The sequence below is a fragment of the Terrabacter sp. BE26 genome (assembly GCF_041941675.1).
Classification (GTDB): domain Bacteria; phylum Actinomycetota; class Actinomycetes; order Actinomycetales; family Dermatophilaceae; genus Terrabacter.
In genome coordinates this window covers 2,288,229-2,309,433 of the sequence record NZ_CP090122.1, presented here as the reverse complement: position 1 = coordinate 2,309,433, position 21,205 = coordinate 2,288,229, and the positions used below count along the sequence as shown (strand labels likewise).

Annotated in this window: 17 protein-coding genes; 7 read left to right on the top strand and 10 right to left on the bottom strand. The window is 72.6% G+C overall.

The genetic code is table 11. From position 1 onward, the window contains the following. Positions 1 to 15: 15 nt before the first annotated feature. Entirely contained in the window at positions 16 to 1,557 is a 1,542-nt protein-coding gene (locus LQK93_RS10655; RefSeq protein WP_374967773.1) for a hypothetical protein, read from the bottom strand. A 171-nt stretch (positions 1,558 to 1,728) separates the two neighbouring features. Between LQK93_RS10655 and LQK93_RS10650 the strand changes: the two genes are divergently transcribed. Next, positions 1,729 to 2,091 (top strand): TraR/DksA family transcriptional regulator, encoded by a 363-nt coding sequence (locus LQK93_RS10650; RefSeq protein ID WP_374967772.1) that lies wholly within the window; start codon positions 1,729 to 1,731, stop codon positions 2,089 to 2,091. A 22-nt stretch (positions 2,092 to 2,113) separates the two neighbouring features. Here the strand turns inward: LQK93_RS10650 and LQK93_RS10645 are convergent, their stop codons facing one another. After that, positions 2,114 to 2,722: a TetR family transcriptional regulator gene (locus tag LQK93_RS10645; protein ID WP_374967771.1), complete on the bottom strand. Its 609-nt coding sequence runs from the start codon at positions 2,720 to 2,722 to the stop codon at positions 2,114 to 2,116. Between the two features lie 75 nt (positions 2,723 to 2,797). Here LQK93_RS10645 and LQK93_RS10640 point away from each other — a divergent pair, with 75 nt between their 5' ends. Both LQK93_RS10640 and LQK93_RS10635 read left to right on the top strand, forming a co-directional pair. Continuing rightward, positions 2,798 to 4,912, top strand: a complete 2,115-nt coding sequence (locus tag LQK93_RS10640) for an MDR family MFS transporter (protein WP_374967770.1) — start codon at positions 2,798 to 2,800, stop codon at positions 4,910 to 4,912. Between the two features lie 201 nt (positions 4,913 to 5,113). Continuing rightward, positions 5,114 to 5,935, top strand: coding sequence for an oxidoreductase (locus tag LQK93_RS10635; RefSeq protein WP_374967769.1), 822 nt, complete (start codon positions 5,114 to 5,116; stop codon positions 5,933 to 5,935). A 129-nt stretch (positions 5,936 to 6,064) separates the two neighbouring features. Here the strand turns inward: LQK93_RS10635 and LQK93_RS10630 are convergent, their stop codons facing one another. The 8 genes from LQK93_RS10630 to hisC all read right to left on the bottom strand — a co-directional run bounded on the left by LQK93_RS10630 (position 6,065) and on the right by hisC (position 15,222). Next, positions 6,065 to 7,534 carry a dihydrolipoamide acetyltransferase family protein gene (locus tag LQK93_RS10630; protein ID WP_374967768.1) on the bottom strand — a complete coding sequence of 490 codons (1,470 nt, stop codon included), beginning with the start codon at positions 7,532 to 7,534 and terminating at the stop codon, positions 6,065 to 6,067. A 16-nt stretch (positions 7,535 to 7,550) separates the two neighbouring features. After that, positions 7,551 to 8,543, bottom strand: a complete 993-nt coding sequence (locus LQK93_RS10625; RefSeq protein WP_374967767.1) for an alpha-ketoacid dehydrogenase subunit beta — start codon at positions 8,541 to 8,543, stop codon at positions 7,551 to 7,553. Beyond that, positions 8,543 to 9,697: a pyruvate dehydrogenase (acetyl-transferring) E1 component subunit alpha gene (pdhA, locus tag LQK93_RS10620; protein WP_374967766.1), complete on the bottom strand. Its 1,155-nt coding sequence runs from the start codon at positions 9,695 to 9,697 to the stop codon at positions 8,543 to 8,545. The genes LQK93_RS10625 and pdhA overlap by 1 nt, the downstream gene beginning before the upstream one ends. A 281-nt stretch (positions 9,698 to 9,978) precedes the next feature. Further along, positions 9,979 to 11,400, bottom strand: a complete 1,422-nt coding sequence (locus LQK93_RS10615) for an AAA family ATPase (RefSeq protein WP_374967765.1) — start codon at positions 11,398 to 11,400, stop codon at positions 9,979 to 9,981. A gap of 73 nt (positions 11,401 to 11,473) precedes the next feature. Then, entirely contained in the window at positions 11,474 to 12,031 is a 558-nt protein-coding gene (locus LQK93_RS10610; RefSeq protein ID WP_374967764.1) for a hypothetical protein, read from the bottom strand. Next, positions 12,009 to 12,422 (bottom strand): glyoxalase superfamily protein, encoded by a 414-nt coding sequence (locus LQK93_RS10605; RefSeq protein ID WP_374967763.1) that lies wholly within the window; start codon positions 12,420 to 12,422, stop codon positions 12,009 to 12,011. Before LQK93_RS10605 ends, LQK93_RS10610 begins: the two co-directional genes overlap by 23 nt. A gap of 126 nt (positions 12,423 to 12,548) precedes the next feature. After that, positions 12,549 to 14,000: a hypothetical protein gene (locus LQK93_RS10600; protein ID WP_374967762.1), complete on the bottom strand. Its 1,452-nt coding sequence runs from the start codon at positions 13,998 to 14,000 to the stop codon at positions 12,549 to 12,551. 40 nt (positions 14,001 to 14,040) lie between these two features. Then, a complete protein-coding gene (hisC, locus tag LQK93_RS10595) occupies positions 14,041 to 15,222 on the bottom strand; it encodes a histidinol-phosphate transaminase (RefSeq protein ID WP_374967761.1) in 1,182 nt (393 codons plus the stop codon). 146 nt (positions 15,223 to 15,368) lie between these two features. Between hisC and LQK93_RS10590 the strand changes: the two genes are divergently transcribed. The 4 genes from LQK93_RS10590 to LQK93_RS10575 all read left to right on the top strand — a co-directional run bounded on the left by LQK93_RS10590 (position 15,369) and on the right by LQK93_RS10575 (position 21,185). Continuing rightward, positions 15,369 to 16,457: a 6-phosphofructokinase gene (locus tag LQK93_RS10590; protein WP_374967760.1), complete on the top strand. Its 1,089-nt coding sequence runs from the start codon at positions 15,369 to 15,371 to the stop codon at positions 16,455 to 16,457. 4 nt (positions 16,458 to 16,461) lie between these two features. Further along, positions 16,462 to 16,839: a phage holin family protein gene (locus LQK93_RS10585; protein WP_374967759.1), complete on the top strand. Its 378-nt coding sequence runs from the start codon at positions 16,462 to 16,464 to the stop codon at positions 16,837 to 16,839. A gap of 154 nt (positions 16,840 to 16,993) precedes the next feature. Then, a complete protein-coding gene (locus tag LQK93_RS10580; protein ID WP_374967758.1) occupies positions 16,994 to 18,190 on the top strand; it encodes an exonuclease SbcCD subunit D in 1,197 nt (398 codons plus the stop codon). A gap of 1 nt (position 18,191) precedes the next feature. After that, on the top strand, positions 18,192 to 21,185 hold the full coding sequence (locus LQK93_RS10575; RefSeq protein ID WP_374967757.1) for an AAA family ATPase: 2,994 nt from the start codon (positions 18,192 to 18,194) through the stop codon (positions 21,183 to 21,185). The last annotated feature ends 20 nt before the right edge of the window (positions 21,186 to 21,205 follow it).

The following is a 21,205-nucleotide window of genomic DNA, read 5'->3' as shown; positions in this document are numbered from 1 at the left end:
GCAGACCGTCCGGCGTCAGCGGGCGGACGCGATGCCGAGCAGCGCCGCGATGCCGAGGGCGCTGCGCGGGTCGTAGGCGCACGTCCAGAGACCACCGTGCACAGCGGCATACGCCTCGTCCTGCCACGGGGCGGGCAGCGCCGGCGACCCGGTGCGCAGGTCGTGGACGAGCAGCGCCGCCATCAGCGTGTTGGCGGTGCCCGGCTCGAACACCTCGACGCCGAAGCGGTGCGCCCCGGCGTACGCGGCTGCGAGCGCGCGGTTCTTGAGGACCGAGCGGGTGCGCGTGGGCGGCGCGACCTTGAACGACACGAGCCCGCCGTCGGCGCGGTATGCCGTCGCACGCCACCGCTGGAGCCGCTTGGCGAGCAGGTAGTTGGGACCCTGCTGCAGCACGACGCTGTCGTTGACGCCCGGGTCCTGGCCGGGCACGTAGTTGCGGCGCAGCAGCCGGCCGCCGCTGACCGTGCGGAGCGGAACCCGCAGCACCTTGGAGGTGCGCCGGTGGGCGTAGCTGTCGACGGAGCGCTCGACGTCCGCGCCCGGCACCGCGAAGACGTCGGTCGGCGTGGCGAGGAAGGCGAGCGCGACGTCCTCGCGCCCCTTGGCCCGGACGACCTGCTGGGTCAGGGCGTCCACGGCGGTGGACACACGCACGTTCGTCTCGCCGTCGGCGTACACGTAGTTGCCGAGCACCAGCGGCCCGGCCAGTCCGGCGACCCAGCTGGTCACGGCCCCGAGGTCGTGGACGAGGTCGCCGCCGGCGCGCGCGGAGAGCGGGCCGTCGCCGGACCGGACCGGGACGGTGACCGAGCCGGCCAGCTTCCGGGTGTCGCCGAGCAGCCGGTCCCACAGGTCGCGCCGCGGGAGGTCGACCGCCGCGACGTCGGCGCCCCACCGCAGCAGGGAGCGCAGGGGCCCCATCTCGGCCGCGGCCCCGAGGACGACGACGGTGCGGTCGGACAGGTCGAGCCACTCTGGGTTGTCGATGACGAGCCGGACGGCCTCGGCGCACGTCGGCTCGAGGGTGCCGGCCTGGGCCCAGAGGTCGAGGCGCCGGTGGAGGGCGTCCCCGGAGAGGCGCTCACCGGCATACGGCACGGACAGGACGCGGTCCGGCGTGCCCTCGCCGTGGACGGTCTCCGAGCCGAGGGGTCCCGCGAGGGTGTGACGGCCGGTGGCGTCGGAGGCAGTGGCGTCGGGAGCGGCGGCTGGGGTGGCGGCTGGGGTGGCGGCTGGGTTGGCGGCGGCGAGGAACGCGCTCTCGAGGGGCTGGTCCCCCGTGGGACCCGCCCAGTGCATCCGCTCGTGCAGTGAGGCCAGGCCGCGGCGGGCGATGTCGTGCGCCGCCTCGGGTGAGGTCAGGCCCGCCTCGACGAGCCGCCGGAAGTGGGGCAGGTAGCCCTGGCGCCAGTTCGTCTCGCGCTCGGCTGACGCGGCACCGACCGGGTCGACCCCCCGGAGGGCGTCGGCGACGACCGCACGCCCGGTGGCGGTCGTGCTGCGGCGTCCGGACGTCGGATCGATGGGGAAGACCACTCCGGTGGGGTCGCTCATGGGCCCATCCTGCCCGAGTTGTGCCGAAGTCCGGCACGTGTCCGACACGCGTCCCACACGCGCCAGGTCACGCGCCCCGGAACCCGTCCAGGCGGCCGACGTCATGGTCGAGAGGAGGTGCGATGCACCACTTGTCCCACCGGGCATCCCCGATCGGAGGACGATGGGGACATGAGAACGAGGACGGCCGCCCTCGCGGCGGAGCTGACGTCGGACCGGGCCAACGAGGTGGAGCGGATCGCCGGGCTGCGCCGCGAGTTCACCGAGGTGGTCGAGGCGTCCGAGGCCAACATCGGGGACGACGAGCACGACCCGGAGGGCTCGACGATCGCCTACGAGCGCACGCAGATCGCGGCGCTCATCACGCAGGCCGAGCAGCACCTGGCCGAGATCGACGCGGCGCTCGAACGCATCGACGACGGCACCTACGGCACGTGCGAGGTGTGCGGTGAGGAGATCCCCGAGGAGCGGCTGCGCGCCAGGCCGACGGCTCGAACGTGCATCGCGCACGCGGGGGCCAGGCTCCGCAGCTGAGTCTGCGCCGCCGCCGAGCGAGTCAGCGGATGCCGGCGGCGAGGCGGTCGAAAGCCGCGTCGATGTTCCGCTCGAGCCGCCCGGCGCCACCGTTCTGCTGGTGCTCGATGCAGGCTCGGACCGCGGCGATCGCGAGGGCCACCGTGAGCCTCGGCTCGAGGGAGCCGCCCGGCTCGACCCCGAGCCGGCGCTCGAGCGCCGCGGTCAGGGCGTTCTCGAGGCGGATGTTGTTGCCCACGAGCGCCGGGGCGAGGGCGGGTTCCCCGAGCAGGATGCGCCGGCGCTTGGCACGCAGTGCGCGGTCGACGGAGGCCGGCGCCAGCACCCCGGCCAGGATCCGGCGGAGGGACTCGAGCGGCGGCTCGCCGGGCACGTCCTCCTCGAGGGCGGCGGCATACGACTCGAGCTCCTCGGCGGTCGAGCCGAGGACGGCCGCCTCCTTGGACGGGAAGTAGTTGAAGAAGGTGCGGGCGCTGACGCCGGCGCGGGCCGCGATCTCCTCGGTGGTGACGGCGCCGAAGCCCTTCTCCTCCACGAGGTCGAGGGCCGCGAGGTTGAGCGCGCGGCGGGTCTCGCGCTTCTTGCGCTCACGCAGGCCGCAGGCCTCGTCGGGCATCAGGTCCGTGCTCATGCCTCCATGGTGCCACACCGAGATGCAGTCGCTGCAATTATGCAGTGACTGCACGATCGGCGTACGCTGGTCGACATGCCCAAGTCATCCCTGCGCGTACCCGCCGCCGCCGGGGCCGAAGCACGACCCGCCCAGACCGGACTCGACGCCTCGACCCGCAACATCTTCATCGCGCTCATGCTCGGCATGCTCGTCGCCTCGATCAGCCAGACGATCGTGGGGCCCGCCATGCCGCGCATCGTCGCCGAGCTCGGCGGGATGGAGCACTACTCCTGGCTCGCCACCGCCGCCATGCTCGTCAGCGCCATCACCGTGCCCATCGTCGGCAAGATGAGCGACCTCTACGGCCGGCGCAGCTTCTACCTCGGCGGCCTCGTCGTCTTCATGGCCGGCTCGATCCTGGCCGGCTTCGCGCAGAACTTCTGGTGGCTGATCGCGGCCCGTGCCCTCCAGGGCGCCGGCATGGGCACGCTGCTGCCGCTGTCGCAGACGATCATCGGCGACATCATCCCGCCGCGACAGCGCGGCAAGTACCAGGGCCTGATGGGCGGCGTCTTCGGCCTCTCCTCGATCCTGGGCCCACTCGTCGGCGGCTTCGTGACCGACCACTGGGGCTGGCGCTACCTCTTCTTCATCACCCTGCCCGTCGGCGTCTTCGCGTTCTTCGGGATCAGTCGCTTCCTGCACCTCGAGCACAACCCGCGGGAGACCGTCGTCGACAAGGCCGGCATCGGCGTCCTGTCGCTGACGCTCATCCTGCTGCTCGTGCCGACCTCGCTCGGCGGCACCACCCTCGCCTGGGGCTCCCCTGCCATCATCGGGATGTATGCGGCCGGCGTCGTCGCGCTCGGAGCGTTCATCGCCATCGAGCGCCGGGCCGTCGAGCCGGTGCTGCCGCTGCGGCTCTTCAGGAGCTCGCTGTTCACGCTCTCGAACATCGCGACGTTCATGGTCTCGGTCATGATGTTCGGCGCGATGATCTACCTGCCCGTCTACGCCCAGGGCGTGCTCGGTGCCTCGGCCACCAACTCCGGCCTGATCCTCATGCCGATGTCGGTCGCCATGATCGGCCTGTCGATCGTCTCCGGCCTCGTCATCACCAAGACCGGCCGCTACAAGCTGCAGACCATCGCGGGCATCCTCATCATGGGCGTCGGCTTCTGGCTGCTCACCCAGCTGCACTACGGCTCGAGCCAGACCGACCTGACGCTCTCGATGATCGTGTTCGGCGTCGGCCTCGGCATGGCGCTGCAGGTCTTCACCCTGATCATCCAGAACTCGGCCCAGCGCAAGGACCTCGGGGTCGCCACCGCGTCGACGCAGTTCTTCCGCAACGTCGGCTCGACCGTGGGGATCGCCGTCTTCGGCACCATCATGACGAGCGGCCTCGCCGCCAACATCGCCTCGCACCTGCCGTCCTCGGTGGTCAAGCAGATGCAGGCCTCCGGGCAGAAGATCAGCGCCGGGTCGGTGCTCGACCCCTCCGCCCTGGCCAAGCTGCCGCCGCAGGTCGCCACCGGTGTCCAGCAGGGGCTCGCAGACTCGCTCCACGCCGTCTTCGTCTGGGGTCTCGTGCCCTTCGTGCTGGCGCTGGTCGTCACCCTCTTCATCAAGGAGGTGCCGCTGCGCGACACGGTCCACACCGCGGACGAGGCCGGGGTCGAGCTGCTCGACACGCTCTCGCAATCGGCCCACGAGGGTCTCAAGATCCCGCTCGGCCGGGAGGCCGGCAACACGCGCACCCAGGAGCGCCTGCTCGGCCTGCGCCTGGGCCTGCTCGCCGACTCGGCCCTGCGCGGCGACCGTCCACTGCTGACGCGTGCCGTCACCCGCCTCGGCGAGGGTGACCTCGACGCGGGAGCGGCCCTGCTGCACCGGACCGCGCGGATGCTCACCACCGAGGACCCGGCCCTGGCGGCCGAGACGGAGCGCTTCGCGGTGGAGGTCGCCGCGCGTGCCAAGGCCGACGGCGGCGTCCTCGACGAGGAGCTCAAGCGGGAGCTGGTGACGGCACTGGCCGAGCGCGACGCCCAGACGGTGCTGACCACGGTCGAGCCGACCGTCGCCGAGCGCCACGAGGCCGTCGACATCGGCCTGCTCTCCTCCGTCGGCGACGACCTGGGCGCGGCCTACCTCGTCGACCGGCAGAACGCCCGGCTCGCCGAGGGCGCCGCGGCTGCCGCCCGCTGACCTCACCCCGCTGACACCGTCGAGAGGCCACTCTTTGCGGGTCCGGTGCACTCGAGAGGCCAGAACTCGTCACGAGTTCTGGCCTCTCGACATCTCCACACCCGCGAGCTTTGGCCTCTCGACGGTTGGGGTGTCGGTGGAGGCGGCGCAGCTGGGAGGAGCGGGGCTTGCGGGAGCGGCGAGGCCGCATACGGTGGCGGCATGACCAAGGTTGCCCTCGTCACCGGCGCGTCGTCCGGCATCGGTGAGTCCATCGCCCTGCACCTCGTGGAGTCCGGGTGGACGGTGTATGCCGTCGCCCGCCGGGTCGAGCGGATGGCCGCGCTCGAGGCGCGCGGCGTCACCACCTTCGCGATGGACGTCACCGACGACGCCTCCATGGTGTCCGGCATCGACCGGGTCATCACGGAGCAGGGGCAGATCGACGCCCTGGTCAACAGCGCCGGCTACGGCTCCTACGGGCCGGTCGAGCACGTGCCGATCGACGAGGCGCGCCGGCAGTTCGAGGTCAACGTCTTCGGTCTGGCACGGCTGACCCAGCTCGTCACGCCGCACATGCGGACCCGCCGCCGGGGGCGGATCGTCAACATCTCCAGCATCGGCGGCAAGATCTACGAGCCCCTCGGCGCGTGGTACCACGCGACGAAGTTCGCCGTCGAGGGCTTCAGCGACAGCCTGCGCGTCGAGCTCGCGCCCTTCGGCATCGACGTCGTCATCGTCGAACCGGGGCCGATCATCTCGGAGTGGAACACCATCGCACGCCAGAGCATGCTGGAGCGGTCCGTCGGCACGGTCTACGAGGACCTCGCCCGCCGGATGGCAGTCATGTTCGAGCGCGTCGACACCCCGCGGATGAGCTCGGGGCCGGAGGCGGTCGCCGAGAAGGTGCTCACGGCGCTCGAGGCCGCGAACCCGGCGACCCGCTACCCGGCCGGGCGCGGCGCCCGGGCCATCGTCACGGCTCGGCGCCTGCTGCCCGACCGTGCCATCGACGCGGTCCTGAAGCGCGCCTACTCCGCCTGACCACCCTCCTCAACCGTCGAGAGGCCAGAGTCCGCGGGTCCGTGCATGTCGAAAGGCCAGCTCTCGCGACGAGAACTGGCCTTTCGACGGGGCTGAGGCCACAAACTTCGGCCTCTCGACGGTTGGGGGTCAGCCCCAGACCAGGGCCTGGGCGGGGTCCTCCATGATCGCGGCGAGGTCGCTGAGGAACTTCGAGCCGAGCTCGCCGTCGATGAGGCGGTGGTCGAAGCTGACCGCGAGCTGCGTGACGTGCCGGATCGCGATCTCGTCGTTGCCGGCGGCGTCGGTCACGACCCACGGCTGCTTGCGGATGGCACCGAAGCAGACGATGGCCGACTCCCCCGGGTTGATGATCGGGGTGCCGCTGTCGACGCCGAAGACGCCGACGTTGGTGATCGTCATCGTGCCGCCCGACATCTCGGCCGGCTGGGTGCGGCCCTCGCGGGCCGTGGCCGTGAGCGCGCCGATCGCCTGCGCCAGCTCGAGCATCGACATGGCGTGGGCGTCCTTGATGTTCGGGACGATCAGGCCGCGCGGGGTGGCCGCAGCGATGCCGAGGTTGACGTAGTTCTTCTGGACGATCTCCTGGTTGGCCTCGTCCCACGTCGCGTTCATGCCGGGGTTGCGCCTGACCGCGAGGACGAGGGCCTTGGCGAGCACGAGCAGCGGCGTGACCTTGACGTCCTTGAACTCGCGGCTGCCCTTGAGGCGGTCGACGAGCTGCATCGTCTTGGTGACGTCGACGGTGACCCACTCGGTGACGTGCGGCGCGGTGAAGGCCGAGCCCACCATCGCCTGGGCGGTCATCTTGCGAACGCCCTTGATGGGGGTGCGCTCCTCGCGCTCACCGGTGCCGAACGGCATACGCGGCGCCGACGGGGCGGCGGCCGCACCGGCGGGGGCCTCGGCCGCCACGGCAGCACCGTTCAGGGAGACGCCGCTCGCGTGGTTCGTGACGTCCTCGCGGGTGATGACGCCGTCGGCTCCGGTCGGGGTGACGGCCGTGAGGTCGATGCCGAGGTCCTTGGCGAGCTTGCGCACCGGCGGCTTCGCCTTCGGCCGACCGCCGGTCGCACGCGCGCCGTGCGCGGCTGGCGCCGGCGACTCGACACGCGGGGCCGGCGCAGCCGGCTCGGCGATGGGCGCGGCCGCGGCGATCTGCTCGGTCTCGTTGGTCCTCGTGACCGCAGATCCAGCCGTACGCGTACCCAGCCCCTTGCGCGGGCGCCGCGCCGTGGCGCCCGCCTTGGCGCCGTAGCCCACGAGGATCGCCTCGGAGGCGCCGCCGCTCGACTCGGCCGGGGCAGCCTTCTCTCCCGGGATGGAGGGCATGGCCTCGGGGGCGTCCTCGCCGCCCAGGCCGTCGTCGATCGAGATGATCGGCGTGCCGACGTCGATGGTCTCGCCCACTTGGACGAGCAGCTCCTTGACGGTGCCGGCCCACGGGATGGGCAGCTCGACGAGCGACTTGGCGGTCTCGATCTCGAGGACCATGTCGTTGACCTTGACGGTGTCGCCGGGGGCGACCTTCCACTCGACGATCTCGGCCTCGACGAGGCCCTCGCCGGGGTCGGGCAGGTTGAACGTCTTGATTGCCATGAACTGGTAGTCCTTCTCAGTACGCGAGCGCGCGGTCGACGCCGTCGAGGATCCGGTCCAGGTCGGGGAGGAACTCCTCCTCCATCCGGCTCGGCGGGTACGGGATGTTGGCGCCGTTCACGCGGATGACGGGCGCCTCGAGCTCGTAGAAGCACTGCTCGGTGACCTGGGTCGCGATCTCGGACGCCATGCCGAGGAAGCTGCTCGCCTCGTGGACCACGACGAGCCGGCCGGTCTTGCGCACCGACTCCACGATCGTGTCGATGGGCAGCGGCGAGAGCGAGCGCAGGTCGATGACCTCGATGCTCGTGCCCTCGGCCTCGGCGGCAGCCGCCGACTCGAGCATCGTCTTGACGACCGGCCCGTAGCCGACGAGCGTCACGTCGGTGCCCTCACGCAGCACGTTGGCCTCGAAGAGGCCCCGCGGCGCGGAGGCCGCGGCGGTGTCGTACTCGGCACGGTCGTGGTAGCGCCGCTTCGGCTCGAAGAAGATCACCGGGTCGTCGCACGCGACGGCCTGCTGGATCATCCAGTGGGCGTCCTCGGGGTTGCTGCACGCGACGACGCGCAGACCCGCGGTGTGGGCGAAGTACGCCTCGGGGCTCTCGGAGTGGTGCTCGGGGCTGCCGATGCCGCCGCCGAACGGGATGCGGATGACCATCGGGATCTTGACGGCGCCGAGGGAGCGGGCGTGCATCTTGGCGACCTGGCTGACGATCTGGTCGAAGGCCGGGTAGACGAAGCCGTCGAACTGGATCTCGCAGACCGGGCGGTAGCCGCGCAGCGCCATGCCGACCGCGGTGCCGACGATGCCGGACTCGGCGAGCGGGGAGTCGATGACGCGGTCCTCGCCGAAGTCCTTCTGCAGGCCCTCGGTGATGCGGAAGACACCACCGAGCTTGCCGATGTCCTCACCGATGAGCACGACCTTGGGGTCGGCCTCCATGGCCTTGCGCAGGCCGTTGGTGATGCTCTTGCCGAGCGTGACCTTCTCGAGCTGGCCGGCCATCAGTTCGCCTCCTCGAAGCTCGCCTTGTAGGCAAGGTAGGCGGCACGCTCCGCCTCCATGACGGGGTGGTCCTCGGCGTAGATGTGGTCCCACATCGTCTCGCCGGGCATCGTCGCCATGGTGATGCAGCCATCGCGCAGCTCGGCGGCGAACTGGTCGGCCTCCTCGTCGACGCTCGTGAAGAAGGCCTCGTCGGCCATCCCCTCGTGGGCCAGGTAGGTCTTCAGGCGCAGGATCGGGTCGCGGAACTTCCACTCCTCGACCTCGGCCGAGACGCGGTACTTGGTCGGGTCGTCGGCCGTGGTGTGGGCGCCCATGCGGTAGGTGTAGGCCTCGACGAGCAGCGGGCCGTTGCCGCCCCGCGCCTCGTCCAGGCAGTGCTGCGTCACGGCATACGTCGCGAGGATGTCGTTGCCGTCGACGCGCACGCCGGGGAAGCCGAAGCCGGCGGCCCGCTGGAAGAGCGGGATGCGGGTCTGCTTCTCGACGGGCTCGGAGATGGCCCACTGGTTGTTCTGGCAGAAGAAGACGACGGGAGCGTCGAAGCTCGCCGCGTAGACGAAGGCCTCGTTGACGTCACCCTGCGAGGAGGCGCCGTCGCCGAAGTAGCAGATCACCGCGGTGTCGCGGTCGGGGTCGCCGGTGCCGACGTTGCCGTCCATCCGCACGCCCATCGCGTAGCCGGTCGCGTGCAGCGCCTGGGCCCCGATGACGATCGTGTAGAGGTGGAAGTTGTTCTCCTTGGGGTCCCACCCACCCTGGCTGACGCCGCGGAAGAGCTGCAGCGAGCTCTGCGGGTCCATCCCGCGCACGAAGCCGACGCCGTGCTCGCGGTAGGTCGGGAAGACGAAGTCGTGCGGCTTGAGCGCGCGGCCGGAGCCGACCTGGGCGGCCTCCTGGCCGAGCAGGCTAGGCCAGAGGCCCAGCTCGCCCTGGCGCTGGAGGGCGTAGCCCTCGGCGTCGAGCCGGCGGATGAGGACGAGGTCGCGGTAGAAGCTCCGCAGGTCCTCGGGTGTCAGGTCCGCGACGTACTTGTCGTAGTCGGGGTGGGACACGCGCTGCCCTTCCGGGGTCAGCAGCTGGATCATGTCCGGGCCGCCGTCGCCGACCGCGGGGGTCGGCTGGTGCAGCTCGGCGACAACCTTGTCGCTCACGTGGGGCTCCTTCGCCGGTGAGACCGGCCTACTCGTTCGGCCCGCGGACGGGGGTCACCCGCTCGTCGGCTTCTGGGGGCGCAGGGCCGCCGTTCGTGACGACGGACACGTGCTTGGTCCTCGACCCGGAACTTACCGGAGAGCCCTGCCAATCTCACAATGCGGGACGATGCCGTCGGCGGGTGCCGTATGCCGGGTTCTCCCGCTGCCGGACCAAGCGCACCCGATGGCGTATGCCGTGTGGCCGCGCCCATTGCCGGCGGGGCGCCCCGGCAGCGGGCTCAGCGGCGGGTTCCCCAGTTCCAGGGCGGCGTGCTGAGCAGGCCCTGCCCCTGGACGAAGGTCTCGCCGAGGTCCTTGACGAGCGTGATGCCGCGGGCGGGCGAGCCGAGGCCGACCGGGATCTCGTCGTCGTCGGCCCGGGCGCCTCCGATGCCGAGCTCGCGGACGAGCGCCTGTGAGTGCGAGACGACCAGGATCTGGCTCTGCTCGGCGGCGGCTCGCACGAGCCGGGCCAGCGGAGCGAGCAGCTCGGGGTGCAGGGACGTCTCCGGCTCGTTGAGGACCATGAGCGGCGGCGGGTCGGTGGTCAGCAGCGCCGCGACGAGGAGCAGGTAGCGCAGGGTGCCGTCCGAGAGCTCGGCGCTGCTGAGCGGCCGGAGCATGCCGGGCTGGTGGAGTGCGACGTCGAACCGGCCGCCCTCGACCGTGACGTCGAGGATCGCCCCGTCGAAGGCGTCGGCCACGGCGCGGTCGAGCTCGGACCGGCCGTTCTCGCGGATGGTCTGCAGGGCGGCGGCCAGGTCGCGGCCGTCGTCGGCGAGGACGGGGGTGCGGGTGCCGACCTGCGGGGTGCGCGCCGGGGCACCGGCGTCGGCACGGAACCCGTCGTAGAAGCGCCAGTCGCGGATCATCCGGCGGACGCGGATCAGCTCGGGCGCCCGCTCGGGGTCGGCGAGCTCGGTGAGCATGCTCTCCCAGGGCCGGAGCGACCGCGTCAGCTCGATCCAGCCCGGGGCCGAGCGGCGGCTGCCGCGGGAGGAGCGGCCAACTGACGTTCCCGCCTCCGCCTGGCTCCCGGCGCCGGTGTCGCGGTAGGCCGCGCGACGTGAGCCACCGCCGGAGCCGGCCACGTCGACGGGGTCGGACTCCCACTCGGAGCCGTCGTCGCCGCCCTCCTGGCCCCAGCCGGGGTCCCACCCGTCGTCGGCATCGAGGCCGGATCGCGTCTCGACCACGCCCCAGCGGCGGCGCACCAGCACGGAGCCGGGCCGCATCACCGGGCCCGACCAGAGGACCTCGCGCTTGATCTCGGGGTCGCGCAGGAACGCCGACGCCATGCCGGCGTCGCCCCCGGACGCCTGCTGCGGCAGGCCCAGGTCGACGAGGTAGCCGAAGTCGTCGGACGCGAAGCCGAGCTGCAGGCTGATCGGGCCCTTGCGCCGCGTCCCCTGCACCGCGTGGCCCCGGTCGCGCGCTCCCCCGAGCGTCGCCGGCCCTGCCCAGAGCGCCGACTCGAGTCCGCCCTCGCGCGCGAGCGTGCCCACGACGTCGCCGCGGCCGCAGCCGGCGAGCAGGCGCAGCGACCGGTAGAGGCTCGACTTGCCGCTGCCGTTGGCACCGGTGACGACGTCGAGGCCGTGCAGCGGCACGACGACGTCGCGCAGCGAGCGGTAGCCGGACACGGCGACGGCGGTGAGCATGTCCCGACCCTAGGACCGGCACCCGACATCGGGGTGCGCCCGGAGGGCCCCGGCGCGAGCGGGGTCGGTCTCGTCAGCCGTCCGAGGCTCCGTCCGGGGCCTCGTCGGGACCGCTGCCGCCCCGCAGGAGCAGGACCACCATGAGCACGAGGGCCACGGCCCACACGGCGATGGCGACCGGCGGGAACGCGGCCACCGCGGTGAGCGTGAACGTCGGCTCGCCGGGCGAGTACCAGCCGAAGCCGAGCCCGGCCGTCATGACGGTCAGCCCCACCGCGGCCGCGGCGAGCGCCCCGACGACCGCGACCGCCGCGACGGTCCCGCCCAGCCGGCTCTGCCCTTGCCGCCGGACGGCCGTGAGCCACAGGACGCCGGCGACCAGGGCCAGCACCGTCGCGGTCGCGAGCACGGCGAGCGTGCCGAGCGACCCGTCGACGTGGGTGGTGGACAGCTCGCTCAGCGACCGCACCCGGCCCCACAACCAGATGTCGAGGAGCGGGACACTGCCGCCGGCCGCTGCCGTCTCCAGCCGTTCGGTGGGCCAGACCAGGGCGGCCACGAGAAGTGCTGCACCGACGGCGAGCAGCGGTGCGACGAGGCGCCGCACCTCAGCCCTCGGAGTCAGTGGCATCGCCCGCGCCGGTCGCGCCGGCGGACCAGGCGGAAAGCTGCTGGAGCGACCAGCGGTTGCCGTCGGGGTCGCGGAAGTAGACGAAGCGACCCCAGGGCTGCTCGTCCACCTCGGAGGCCTCGACGCCGCGGCCGACGAGCTCGGCGCGCGCGGCGTCCGCGTCCGCGACGACCATCTGGAGGTTGTCGAGGCCCCCGGGCACGATCTCGGTCAGTCCCATGCCGATGGCGATCGAGCAGGCGGAGCCCGGCGGGGTCAGCTGCACGAACCTGACCTCGTCGCTCACGGTGTGGTCGTGGTCGGCGTTGAAACCGACCTTCTCGACGTAGAACTCCTTGGCCCGGTCGACATCGGTCACGGGCACCGCCACCAGCTCGAGCTTCATGTCCATGGCGAGACACTAGGCCGGGGCGCCCACAACGGGTGGCGGTTCGTGGTTGCGAGGCCCCCACGCGGGTCGGTTCGCGGGGTGCGCCGGCCGAGTCGGCCCGGAACGCCCGGACGGACGGCGCCACCTTCAGCCGCGGCCGCGGTCCCGCTCGTCGTCGTCGCTGAACCCCACCGGGGACGTATGCGTCGTGGCGGGTGACGAGGCGTCCCGCAGGCTCGCGACACGCTGGGTCGACGGCCGCCCCGGGACGCCGCCCGTGCCGGTCGGGACCACCCCGGCCGGCCGCCGGCTCCGGGTGGACCTGGCCCAGACGGCGGACAGCCGGCCGGCGAGGGCGTCAGCCGGGCCCGGCAGGGCCGCCGCGACGATCAGGGCGAGGGTCAGGGCCAGCGCGCAGACTGCCGCGAGCTCGAGCCAGCCGGTGAGCGTCGTGATGCGGACGAGGCCCGGTTGCAGGCCGATCGACCGCTCGTCGAAGGAGAGCCGCTCGACGAGGGAGGCCGTCACCGTCGCGAGCGCCAGGGCCGTCCCGACCGCCGCCACCAGGTGCGCGGGCCGCCCGGGCCTCGCCATCCGCCAGGCCAGCCCCACGGACGCGCAGGCGAGCACGCCGACGAGGAGCACGAGCCGGGGCACCGGGTTCGGGCCGCCGTAGGCATCGAGCAGCACCCCGTCGGAGGAGTAGACCACCTGCCGTCCCCAGGACCAGGTGCGCTGCTCGTAGCCCTTGGTGAAGTCCCCGACCTCGGGCGCCCGGACGGCGAGGACCGTCGTCGGCCAGATCGCGGTCGCCGCGGCGAGGAGCACCCCGAGGCCGCCGATCGTCGTGATCGCGACTCGAACCAGGAGCGCTCCCCGGTTGCTGGCGTCCGGCTCCTCCGTGCCCTCCGACACGGCAGGCTCCCCGACCTGTTCCAGGGTCGCGGGCCCCTGCGGGAGGTCGCGCCCCGGTCGCCACCCGATCGTGGGCCGGCTTCCTCCGGCGGCGTCCGCGGCGGGCACCCCGGGCCGCGCGGTGCCGTCCTCGTCCACCGGGGCCGCGATGGCGCGTACCCGCGCGAGCCAGGCGGACGGCATACGTACTCCGGCCAGGGACAGGACGAGGAGCGCGACGGCCACGACGCCGCTGACCGCGGCGGCGGACTCCAGCCATCCCACGACCGTCGACGAGCCCGAGGCCGACAGCCCGTGCACGTCGTCGCGGACGGGGCGACCGTGACGCTGGGCGGCCGAGGAGACGAGGTGGCCGAGCAGGACGGTCCACGCGAGCGGCACGACGACCGGGACCCACGTCGCCCGTACCAGCAGCCAGGCGGCGACGGCCGCGGTCGCCAGCGCGAGGAGCGCGAGCAGGACGACGAGACCCAAGGGATCCCAGAGGTCCTGCACGACGGCGTCGCCGGCACCGAGCAGCCGCGAGCGCCCCCAGCTCCAGAGCTGCTGGTCGAAGAGCACCTCGCCGCCCTGGCCGTCGACCGTGACCAGCCGCCACGTCGGCGCGAGCACCGAGGGGACCGTGAGGAGGACGGCGAGGAGCGCGGCCGCTCCGGCCGGAACCCGTTCGCGCTGCAGCGCCATGCGTCCTCCCCGCCGCGCGTCGTCGCGCGGCGCCTGTGGGTCAGCGGGCGCCGAAGCGCCCCGCCACCTCGATGAGCCGTGAGTTGGCGTCGGCCTCGCCGATGGTGACCCGCACGCCGTCGTCGCCGTACTGGCGCACCGTCAGTCCTGCCTCCGCGCAGGCCTCGGAGAACGCCGTCGACTCGGCGCCGAGCGGGAACCAGACGAAGTTCGCGTCGGACCGCGGCAGCGTCCAGCCCTGGTCGGCGAGCGCCTGGACGACCCGGTCGCGCTCGGCGACGAGCGACTCGACGCGCTCCTCGAGCTCGTCGAACGCGTCGAGGGAGGCGATGGCCGCCACCTGCGCGACCGAGTTCACGCCGAAGGGCGTCGCCGTCTTGCGCAGGGCGGCGGCGACCGGAGGGTGCGCGACGGCATACCCGACCCGCAGGCCCGCGAGGCCGTACGCCTTGGAGAAGGTGCGCAGCACGACGACGTTGGGGCGGTGGCGCCAGACCTCGAGGCCGCGGACGGCCTCGGGGTCGCGGACAAACTCCACGTAGGCCTCATCGACCACCACGATCACGTCCTCGGGCACTCGGTCGAGGAACGCCTCGAGCTCGGCCTGGTGGACGCACGGGCCGGTCGGGTTGTTGGGCGTGCAGACCAGGACGACGCGCGTGCGGTCGGTGATGGCGGCGAGCATGGCGTCGAGCCGGTGCCGCGCCTGCCCGTCGAGACCGACCATGACCGGCTCGGCCCCCGCGAGCAGCGTCACGATCGGGTAGGCCTCGAACGAGCGCCAGGCGAAGACGACCTCGTCGCCCGCGTCGCAGGCGGCATTGACGATCTGCGCCAGCACCGCGACCGAGCCGGTGCCCGTGGCGATGCACTCCGCCGGCACGTCGAGCGCCTTGGCGAGCCGCTCGGTCAGCGCGGTCACGGCCATGTCGGGGTAGCGGTTCACCGTCGTCGCCGCGTCCTCGATCGCCGCGAGCACCGACGGGAGCGGCCCGTAGGGGTTCTCGTTCGAGGAGAGCTTGTATGCCGTCACGCCCGCAGGCGCCGACGCGGGCTTGCCCGGCTTGTAGTCGGGCATCTGGGCGAGGACGTCGCGGAGCCGGACCTTGACGGCGCCGGTCGGCGGCGCGGCATACGACTCCCGGGGGGTCGCGCTCTCGGTCACGCTGTCGGGGAGGTGGTCGGGCGTGTCGTCAGGGAGGGCGTCCGCGGTGTCGCTCATACCCGAACTCTAGAGCCCGTGTCCACGGACGCGACCGGCCCATGGACGCTTCACTGACGTAGGTGCCGCGGTGTGGCTAGGCTCACATCGTCGCGTCAGAGCCGCCTCGACACCTTCTGCCTGCCACCTCTTCCGAAAGTCAGATCATGCGCATCGGCATCCTCACCGGGGGCGGGGACTGTCCCGGCCTCAACGCCGTCATCCGGGGCGCGACCCGCGCCGCCGAGGTCACCTACGACAGCACCGTCATCGGCTTCCGCAACGCGTGGCGCGGCGTGATGGACAACGACTACGAGATCCTCGACGTCGACCGGTGCCGGGGCATCCTCCCGCTCGGTGGCACCATCCTCGGCACGAGCCGCGACCAGCCGTTCGCGCACGAGGACGGCCTCAAGCGGGTCCGCAAGGCCTACGACCGGCACGGCCTCGACGCGATCATCGGCATCGGCGGCGAGGGCTCGATGGGCGTGCTGAACCGCCTGCACGAGAACGGTTTCCCCGTCGTCGGGGTGCCCAAGACCATCGACAACGACATCTCCCTGACCGAGATGACCTTCGGCTTCCAGACGGCCGTGCAGATCTGCACCGACGCCATCGACCGGCTGCACACGACGGCCGAGTCGCACCACCGCGTCCTCGTCGTCGAGGTCATGGGGCGCCACGTCGGCCACATCGCCACGTGGTCGGGCCTGGCCGGGGGCGCGGCCATCACGCTCGTGCCCGAGCACCCCTTCGACATCGACGAGGTGTGCGAGCGGATCGTGCACCGGCACAAGAAGGGCCGGTTTGCCACCATCGTCGTCGTCGCCGAGGGTGCCCTGCCGCGCCCCGGCAGCTTCGAGATCCCAGCACCCGAGGTCGACAAGTACGGCCACCAGATCCTCGGCGGCATCGGCTCGATCCTCGCCCGCGAGATCCAGGGCCGCACCGGCATCGAGAGCCGCATGACGGCGCTCGGCCACATCCAGCGCGGTGGGTCACCCGTCGCGTTCGACCGGGTGCTCGGCACCCGCTTCGGCGTGGCCGCGGTCGAGGCTGCCCTCGACGGCGCCTGGGGCCAGATGGTCGCCCTGCAGCGCGGGCGCATCGAGCGAGTGGCGATCGGCGACGCCATCAGCTCCCTCAAGACGGTCGAGCCGGACCTGCTGCGCCTCAACGACATGTTCCAGCCGCGCATCCCCGGCGACGAGCACCCCGGCCTTCCCGTGGATTCGCCTGCCCGCGTGGAACACTGACCGCATGCTCCTCAACTTCGCGCTGCAGACGGTGATCAACGCCGTCGCCCTGTGGGTCGCCGCGTGGGCCATCCCGGGCATCACCTTCGGCGGGGGGTCGAGCACCCAGGAAGTCAAGACCGTTGTCATCGTCGCCTTGATCTTCGGCATCCTGAACTTCTTCATCAAGCCGATCCTCAAGCTGATCACCCTGCCGCTGATCATCCTGACGCTCGGCCTGTTCGTCTTCATCGTCAACGCACTGGTGCTGCAGCTCACCTCCTGGCTGGCGGGCAGGTTCGACCTCGCCTTCCACGTCGAGCACTTCTTCTGGGATGCCGTGTTCGGCGGCCTGATCATCACGTTCGTCTCGATGCTGCTGAGCCTCATCAAGACCGACTGATCGTCCAGCGCTGGGGCCGGGGAGCTGCCGTAACCGTGAGCGTGCGAGCGGCCCCGGCAGGTCACTCCGGACCCGCCCTTCACGGAGGGCGGGGCTCAGCGCATTGCGGGGTGTCGGCTGGGACGCTGTCGGCGCCGGGTCCTACCGTCGTGGCATGCGGTTGCTCCACACCTCCGACTGGCACCTCGGGCGCACGCTCCACGGCGTGAACCTCCACGAGGCGCAGTCGGCCGTGCTCGAGCGCATCTGCGAGCTCGTCGAGGATCCGCCGGACGGGGTGCCGGTCGACGCCGTGCTCGTGGCCGGTGACGTCTACGACCGCGGCGTCCCCCCGGTCGAGTCGGTCCAGCTCTTCGAGCGGACGCTGTCCCGCCTGTCGGCGGTCACGACCGTCGTGGTCACCTCGGGCAACCACGACTCGGCGATCCGGCTCGGCTACGGCGCCGGCCTCTTCCGCGACACCATCCGCATGGTCACCGACCTCGGCCAGCTCGACCTGCCGGTCCTGCTCGAGGACAGCGACGGCGTGCGGGCGGCCGTCTACGGCATCCCCTACCTCGACCCCGACCACGCGCGAGCGGCGCTGGCCAAGGGTGGTGAGCCGCTACCGCGGTCGCACCAGGCCGTCGTCGGCGCCGCGTGCGACCGCATCCGTGCCGACCTGAAGGGGCGGCCGGGGGTGCGGTCGGTGGTCCTGGCCCACGCCTTCGTCGCGGGCGCCGAGCCGAGCGACTCCGAGCGCTCGATCATGGTCGGTGGCGTCGACCGGGTGGCCGGCACCGTCTTCGCCGGCATCGACTACGCCGCGCTCGGCCACCTGCACGGGCCGCAGGCGCCCGAGTCGGCGGCGGGGTCCGTCGTGCGCTACTCCGGCTCGCCGCTGCGCTACTCGTTCTCCGAGCAGGACCACACCAAGGTCGTCCTCCTCGTCGACCTCGACGCCTCGGGCCCGGCGCGGGTGACGCCCGTCGAGGTCACCCAGCCGCGGGCCATGGCCTCGCTGCGGGGGTGCCTCGACGAGCTGCTCGAGTCGCCCGAGCACGCGGCCGCCGAGGACGCCTGGGTGCGGGTCACGGTCACCGACCGGGTGCGACCCGACTCCCTCATGGACCGCCTCAAGTCCCGCTTCCCCTACGCCCTCCAGGTCTTCCACGAGCCCGAAGGTGCGGTCGAGCGCACCCGCGGAGGCACGACAGCGGTCAGCGAGCGCGACGCGCGCGAGCTCGGCGCCGACTTCATCGCCTACGTCACCAAGACCGAGGCCAGCGAGGGCGAGGTCGACGTCTTCGAGGCCGGCTACGAGGGCGCGGTCAAGGCGCAGCACCTCGCCGAGGCGCAGGAGGTGGCGTGACGTGCAGCTGCACCACCTGTCCATGACGGCCATCGGGCCGTATGCCGGCACCGAGGTCATCGACTTCTCCACCGTCGGGCGCACCGGCCTCTTCCTGCTCGAGGGACCCACCGGAGCCGGCAAGTCGACCATCATCGACGCGATCACGTTCGCCCTCTACGGCAAGGTGGCGCAGGCCTCCGCCGACGTCGAGCGCATCCACTCCCACCACGCCGACCCCCGCGCCGTGCCTGTCGTCGTCCTCGTCTTCGAGACCCAGTCCGGCATCTACCGCGTGCAGCGCACGCCGCGCTTCGAGCGGCCCAAGTCGCGCGGCGCGGGCACCACCGTGCAGCAGCCCACGGTCAAGCTGTGGCGGCTCCAGACGCCCGACGACCTCGAGGGCGGCGAGCTGCTCTCGGCCAACATCGGCGACTGCGACGACGAGATCACCCGCGCCGTGGGCCTGACCCGCGACCAGTTCGTGCAGACCGTGATCCTGCCGCAGGGCGAGTTCGCGACCTTCCTGCGGGCCCGCTCCGAGGACAAGGGCAAGCTGCTCGAGAAGGTCTTCGGCACCGCCTTCTTCCGCCGCGTCCAGGAGCAGGTCGTCGAGGCCGGCCGTGCCGCCCAGGCCCGGCGCCAGTCCGCCGTCGACGAGATCCGCCTGGCCGTGCACGCCCTCGCCGTCTCCGCCGGGCTCGAGACCGAGCGCCGGGAGGCCCTCGAGACCCTGAGCCGCACCTCCCCGGAGCTGCTCGAGGCGGAGCTGGCCCAGGTCGTCGACGAGCTGACCACGCGCGAGCGGCACGCCCGCAAGGCCAGCCGCGAGGCCATCGAGACGCACAAGCAGATGGCCGACATGGTCAGCGACGCACGCCTGCGCATGCAGCGCCGTGAGCGGCTGCTGGTGCTGCAGCAGCGGGAGCACGACCTCGGCAGGCAGGCGGTGCGCTTCGCCGAGCTGCGCGCGGAGGTCGAGCGCGCGAAGCAGGCCCAGCCGGTGGCCGGCGCCGTGCGCACCCTCGCGCTGTCCGAAGGTCACCTGCGGGCTGCCGAGACCAGGTTGCGAAAGGCGCGCGAGGCGGTCGACCCGTCGCTGCGCGACCGCGGGCCGGCGGCCCTGCGCGAGGCCGCGGCACAGGCCCGTGAGGTGGTCGGCTCGCTGACCGGGGCCATCGCCCTGGAGGCTGCACTCGCCGGCCGCGTCGCGGAGCTGGCCCGGCTGCGCGAGCGGCTCGACGGCATTCGCCGGTCGGTGGGGACTGTCACGACCGAGCTGCAGGCGCTGCCCGAGACGATCGCGACGCACGACGAGGCGCTCACCGAGGCCCGCCGCGTGGCGGCGCTGCTCGACGGGCGCGCGGCCGAGGGCGAGCGCGCCCGGGACCGGCTCGAGGCGGCTGTCGCCCACGAGGCGGCAGCGGCTCGGGTGCCGGCGGCGGAGGGCACCGCCACGGAGGCGCTCTCGGTGGTGGCGACTGCCGAGACGGGCCTCGCTGCGCTGCGCCGGGCACGCATCGACGGGATCGCCGGGGAGCTCGGCCTCTCCCTGGCCGAGGGCGACCCCTGCCCGGTGTGCGGCTCCGTCGAGCACCCGTCACCGGCGCACCCCACGCTCGACGCGGTGACCCCCGAGCAGATCGAGGCCGAGGAGCGTCGCGTCGTCGCCCTCCGCGAGCGCGCCGCGCGGGCCACCGAGACGCTGGGGGCCCTGCGCTCGGAAGTCCGCGAGCTCGCCGCACGATGCGACGGCCTGGACGTGTCGGCGGCCCGCAGCCAGGCGGAGGCAGCCGCTCGTGACCTCGCCGAGTCGGTGCGCGCCCGCTCCGACGTCGAGGCGGGAGCGACCCGGGTGGCCGAGCTGAGGGCACGCGTCGACACCCTCGGCGCAGAGGCAAGCCGGCTCGGGGCCGACCTCGCCCGCTGCGAGCAGGCGGTCGCCGACCTCGACACCCGCATCGCCGAGGAGACAGGCGTGGTCGAGCACGCCCGCGACGGCCACCCCAGCGTCGCGGCGCGACGCGACGGCCTCGTCGCTGCAGCCGCTCGGATCGACGCTCTCGTCGACGCGCTCGGCCAGCGCGACGTGGCGGCGGCGGCAGTGGCCGAGGACACCGCGGCCCGCGATGCCGATCTCGCACAGTTCGGCTTCGCCGACGTCGAGGAGTGGATGGCCGCCCAGCGCGGTGCCGAGTGGATCAGCGCCCGCACCCGCGAGATCTCGGAGTTCGAGCGTGCCTGCACCCAGGTGCGGGCCGGGCTGAGCGGGCCCGAGCTCGCCGACGTGCAGCTCGACGCCCTCTTCGACGACATCGACCAGCTCGAGGCCCTGGCGGGCGCTGCCAAGAAGGAGCTGGAGGTGGCCACCAACGAGCACGGCAGCCTGCGCGACCAGGTGACACGCACCAAGCGCCGGGTCGCCGAGATCCGTGAGGCGCTCGCGGCCAACGCCACCGTCATCGCCCAGACCGCAGACGCGGTCCGGGTCGGTCAGCTGGTCGCCGGCAACGGCGACAACCAGCTCAACCTCGACCTGGCCAAGTACGTCCTGATCCGTCGCTTCACCGAGGTGCTCTCGGCCGCCAACACCGAGCTCGGCCGCTTCTCCGGTGGCCGCTACACGCTGGAGCACACCGACGCCAAGAAGGGCAACGCCAAGTCGGGCCTCGGTGTGCGGGTCCACGACATGCACACCAACCAGGTCCGCGAGGTCGGCACCCTCTCCGGTGGCGAGACCTTCTACGTCTCGCTCTCGCTGGCGCTGGCGCTGGCGGAGGTCGTCCGGGCCGAGTCCGGCGGCGTCGACCTGGGCACGCTCTTCGTCGACGAGGGCTTCGGCACCCTCGACCCCGACGTGCTCGACGACGTCCTGCACACGCTCGAGGGCCTGCGCGAGGGCGGCCGCACCGTCGGCATCGTCAGCCACGTCAGCGAGCTGAAGTCCCGCGTTGCCGACCGCATCGAGGTCGTGGTCAAGCCCGACCGCACGAGCACCCTGCGCATCACCGCCTGAGCACTGGTCGCGAGCACTCC

What these genes read in the sequence shown, in the direction of transcription:
- LQK93_RS10655 (WP_374967773.1), bottom strand. Translation starts at nt 1,557, where the DNA reads ATGAGCGACCCCACCGGAGTGGTCTTCCCCATCGATCCGACGTCCGGA.
- LQK93_RS10650 (WP_374967772.1), top strand. Translation starts at nt 1,729, where the DNA reads ATGAGAACGAGGACGGCCGCCCTCGCGGCGGAGCTGACGTCGGACCGG.
- LQK93_RS10645 (WP_374967771.1), bottom strand. Translation starts at nt 2,722, where the DNA reads ATGAGCACGGACCTGATGCCCGACGAGGCCTGCGGCCTGCGTGAGCGC.
- LQK93_RS10640 (WP_374967770.1), top strand. Translation starts at nt 2,798, where the DNA reads ATGCCCAAGTCATCCCTGCGCGTACCCGCCGCCGCCGGGGCCGAAGCA.
- LQK93_RS10635 (WP_374967769.1), top strand. Translation starts at nt 5,114, where the DNA reads ATGACCAAGGTTGCCCTCGTCACCGGCGCGTCGTCCGGCATCGGTGAG.
- LQK93_RS10630 (WP_374967768.1), bottom strand. Translation starts at nt 7,534, where the DNA reads ATGGCAATCAAGACGTTCAACCTGCCCGACCCCGGCGAGGGCCTCGTC.
- LQK93_RS10625 (WP_374967767.1), bottom strand. Translation starts at nt 8,543, where the DNA reads ATGGCCGGCCAGCTCGAGAAGGTCACGCTCGGCAAGAGCATCACCAAC.
- LQK93_RS10615 (WP_374967765.1), bottom strand. Translation starts at nt 11,400, where the DNA reads ATGCTCACCGCCGTCGCCGTGTCCGGCTACCGCTCGCTGCGCGACGTC.
- LQK93_RS10610 (WP_374967764.1), bottom strand. Translation starts at nt 12,031, where the DNA reads ATGCCACTGACTCCGAGGGCTGAGGTGCGGCGCCTCGTCGCACCGCTG.
- LQK93_RS10605 (WP_374967763.1), bottom strand. Translation starts at nt 12,422, where the DNA reads ATGGACATGAAGCTCGAGCTGGTGGCGGTGCCCGTGACCGATGTCGAC.
- LQK93_RS10600 (WP_374967762.1), bottom strand. Translation starts at nt 14,000, where the DNA reads ATGGCGCTGCAGCGCGAACGGGTTCCGGCCGGAGCGGCCGCGCTCCTC.
- hisC (WP_374967761.1), bottom strand. Translation starts at nt 15,222, where the DNA reads ATGAGCGACACCGCGGACGCCCTCCCTGACGACACGCCCGACCACCTC.
- LQK93_RS10590 (WP_374967760.1), top strand. Translation starts at nt 15,369, where the DNA reads ATGCGCATCGGCATCCTCACCGGGGGCGGGGACTGTCCCGGCCTCAAC.
- LQK93_RS10585 (WP_374967759.1), top strand. Translation starts at nt 16,462, where the DNA reads ATGCTCCTCAACTTCGCGCTGCAGACGGTGATCAACGCCGTCGCCCTG.
- LQK93_RS10580 (WP_374967758.1), top strand. Translation starts at nt 16,994, where the DNA reads ATGCGGTTGCTCCACACCTCCGACTGGCACCTCGGGCGCACGCTCCAC.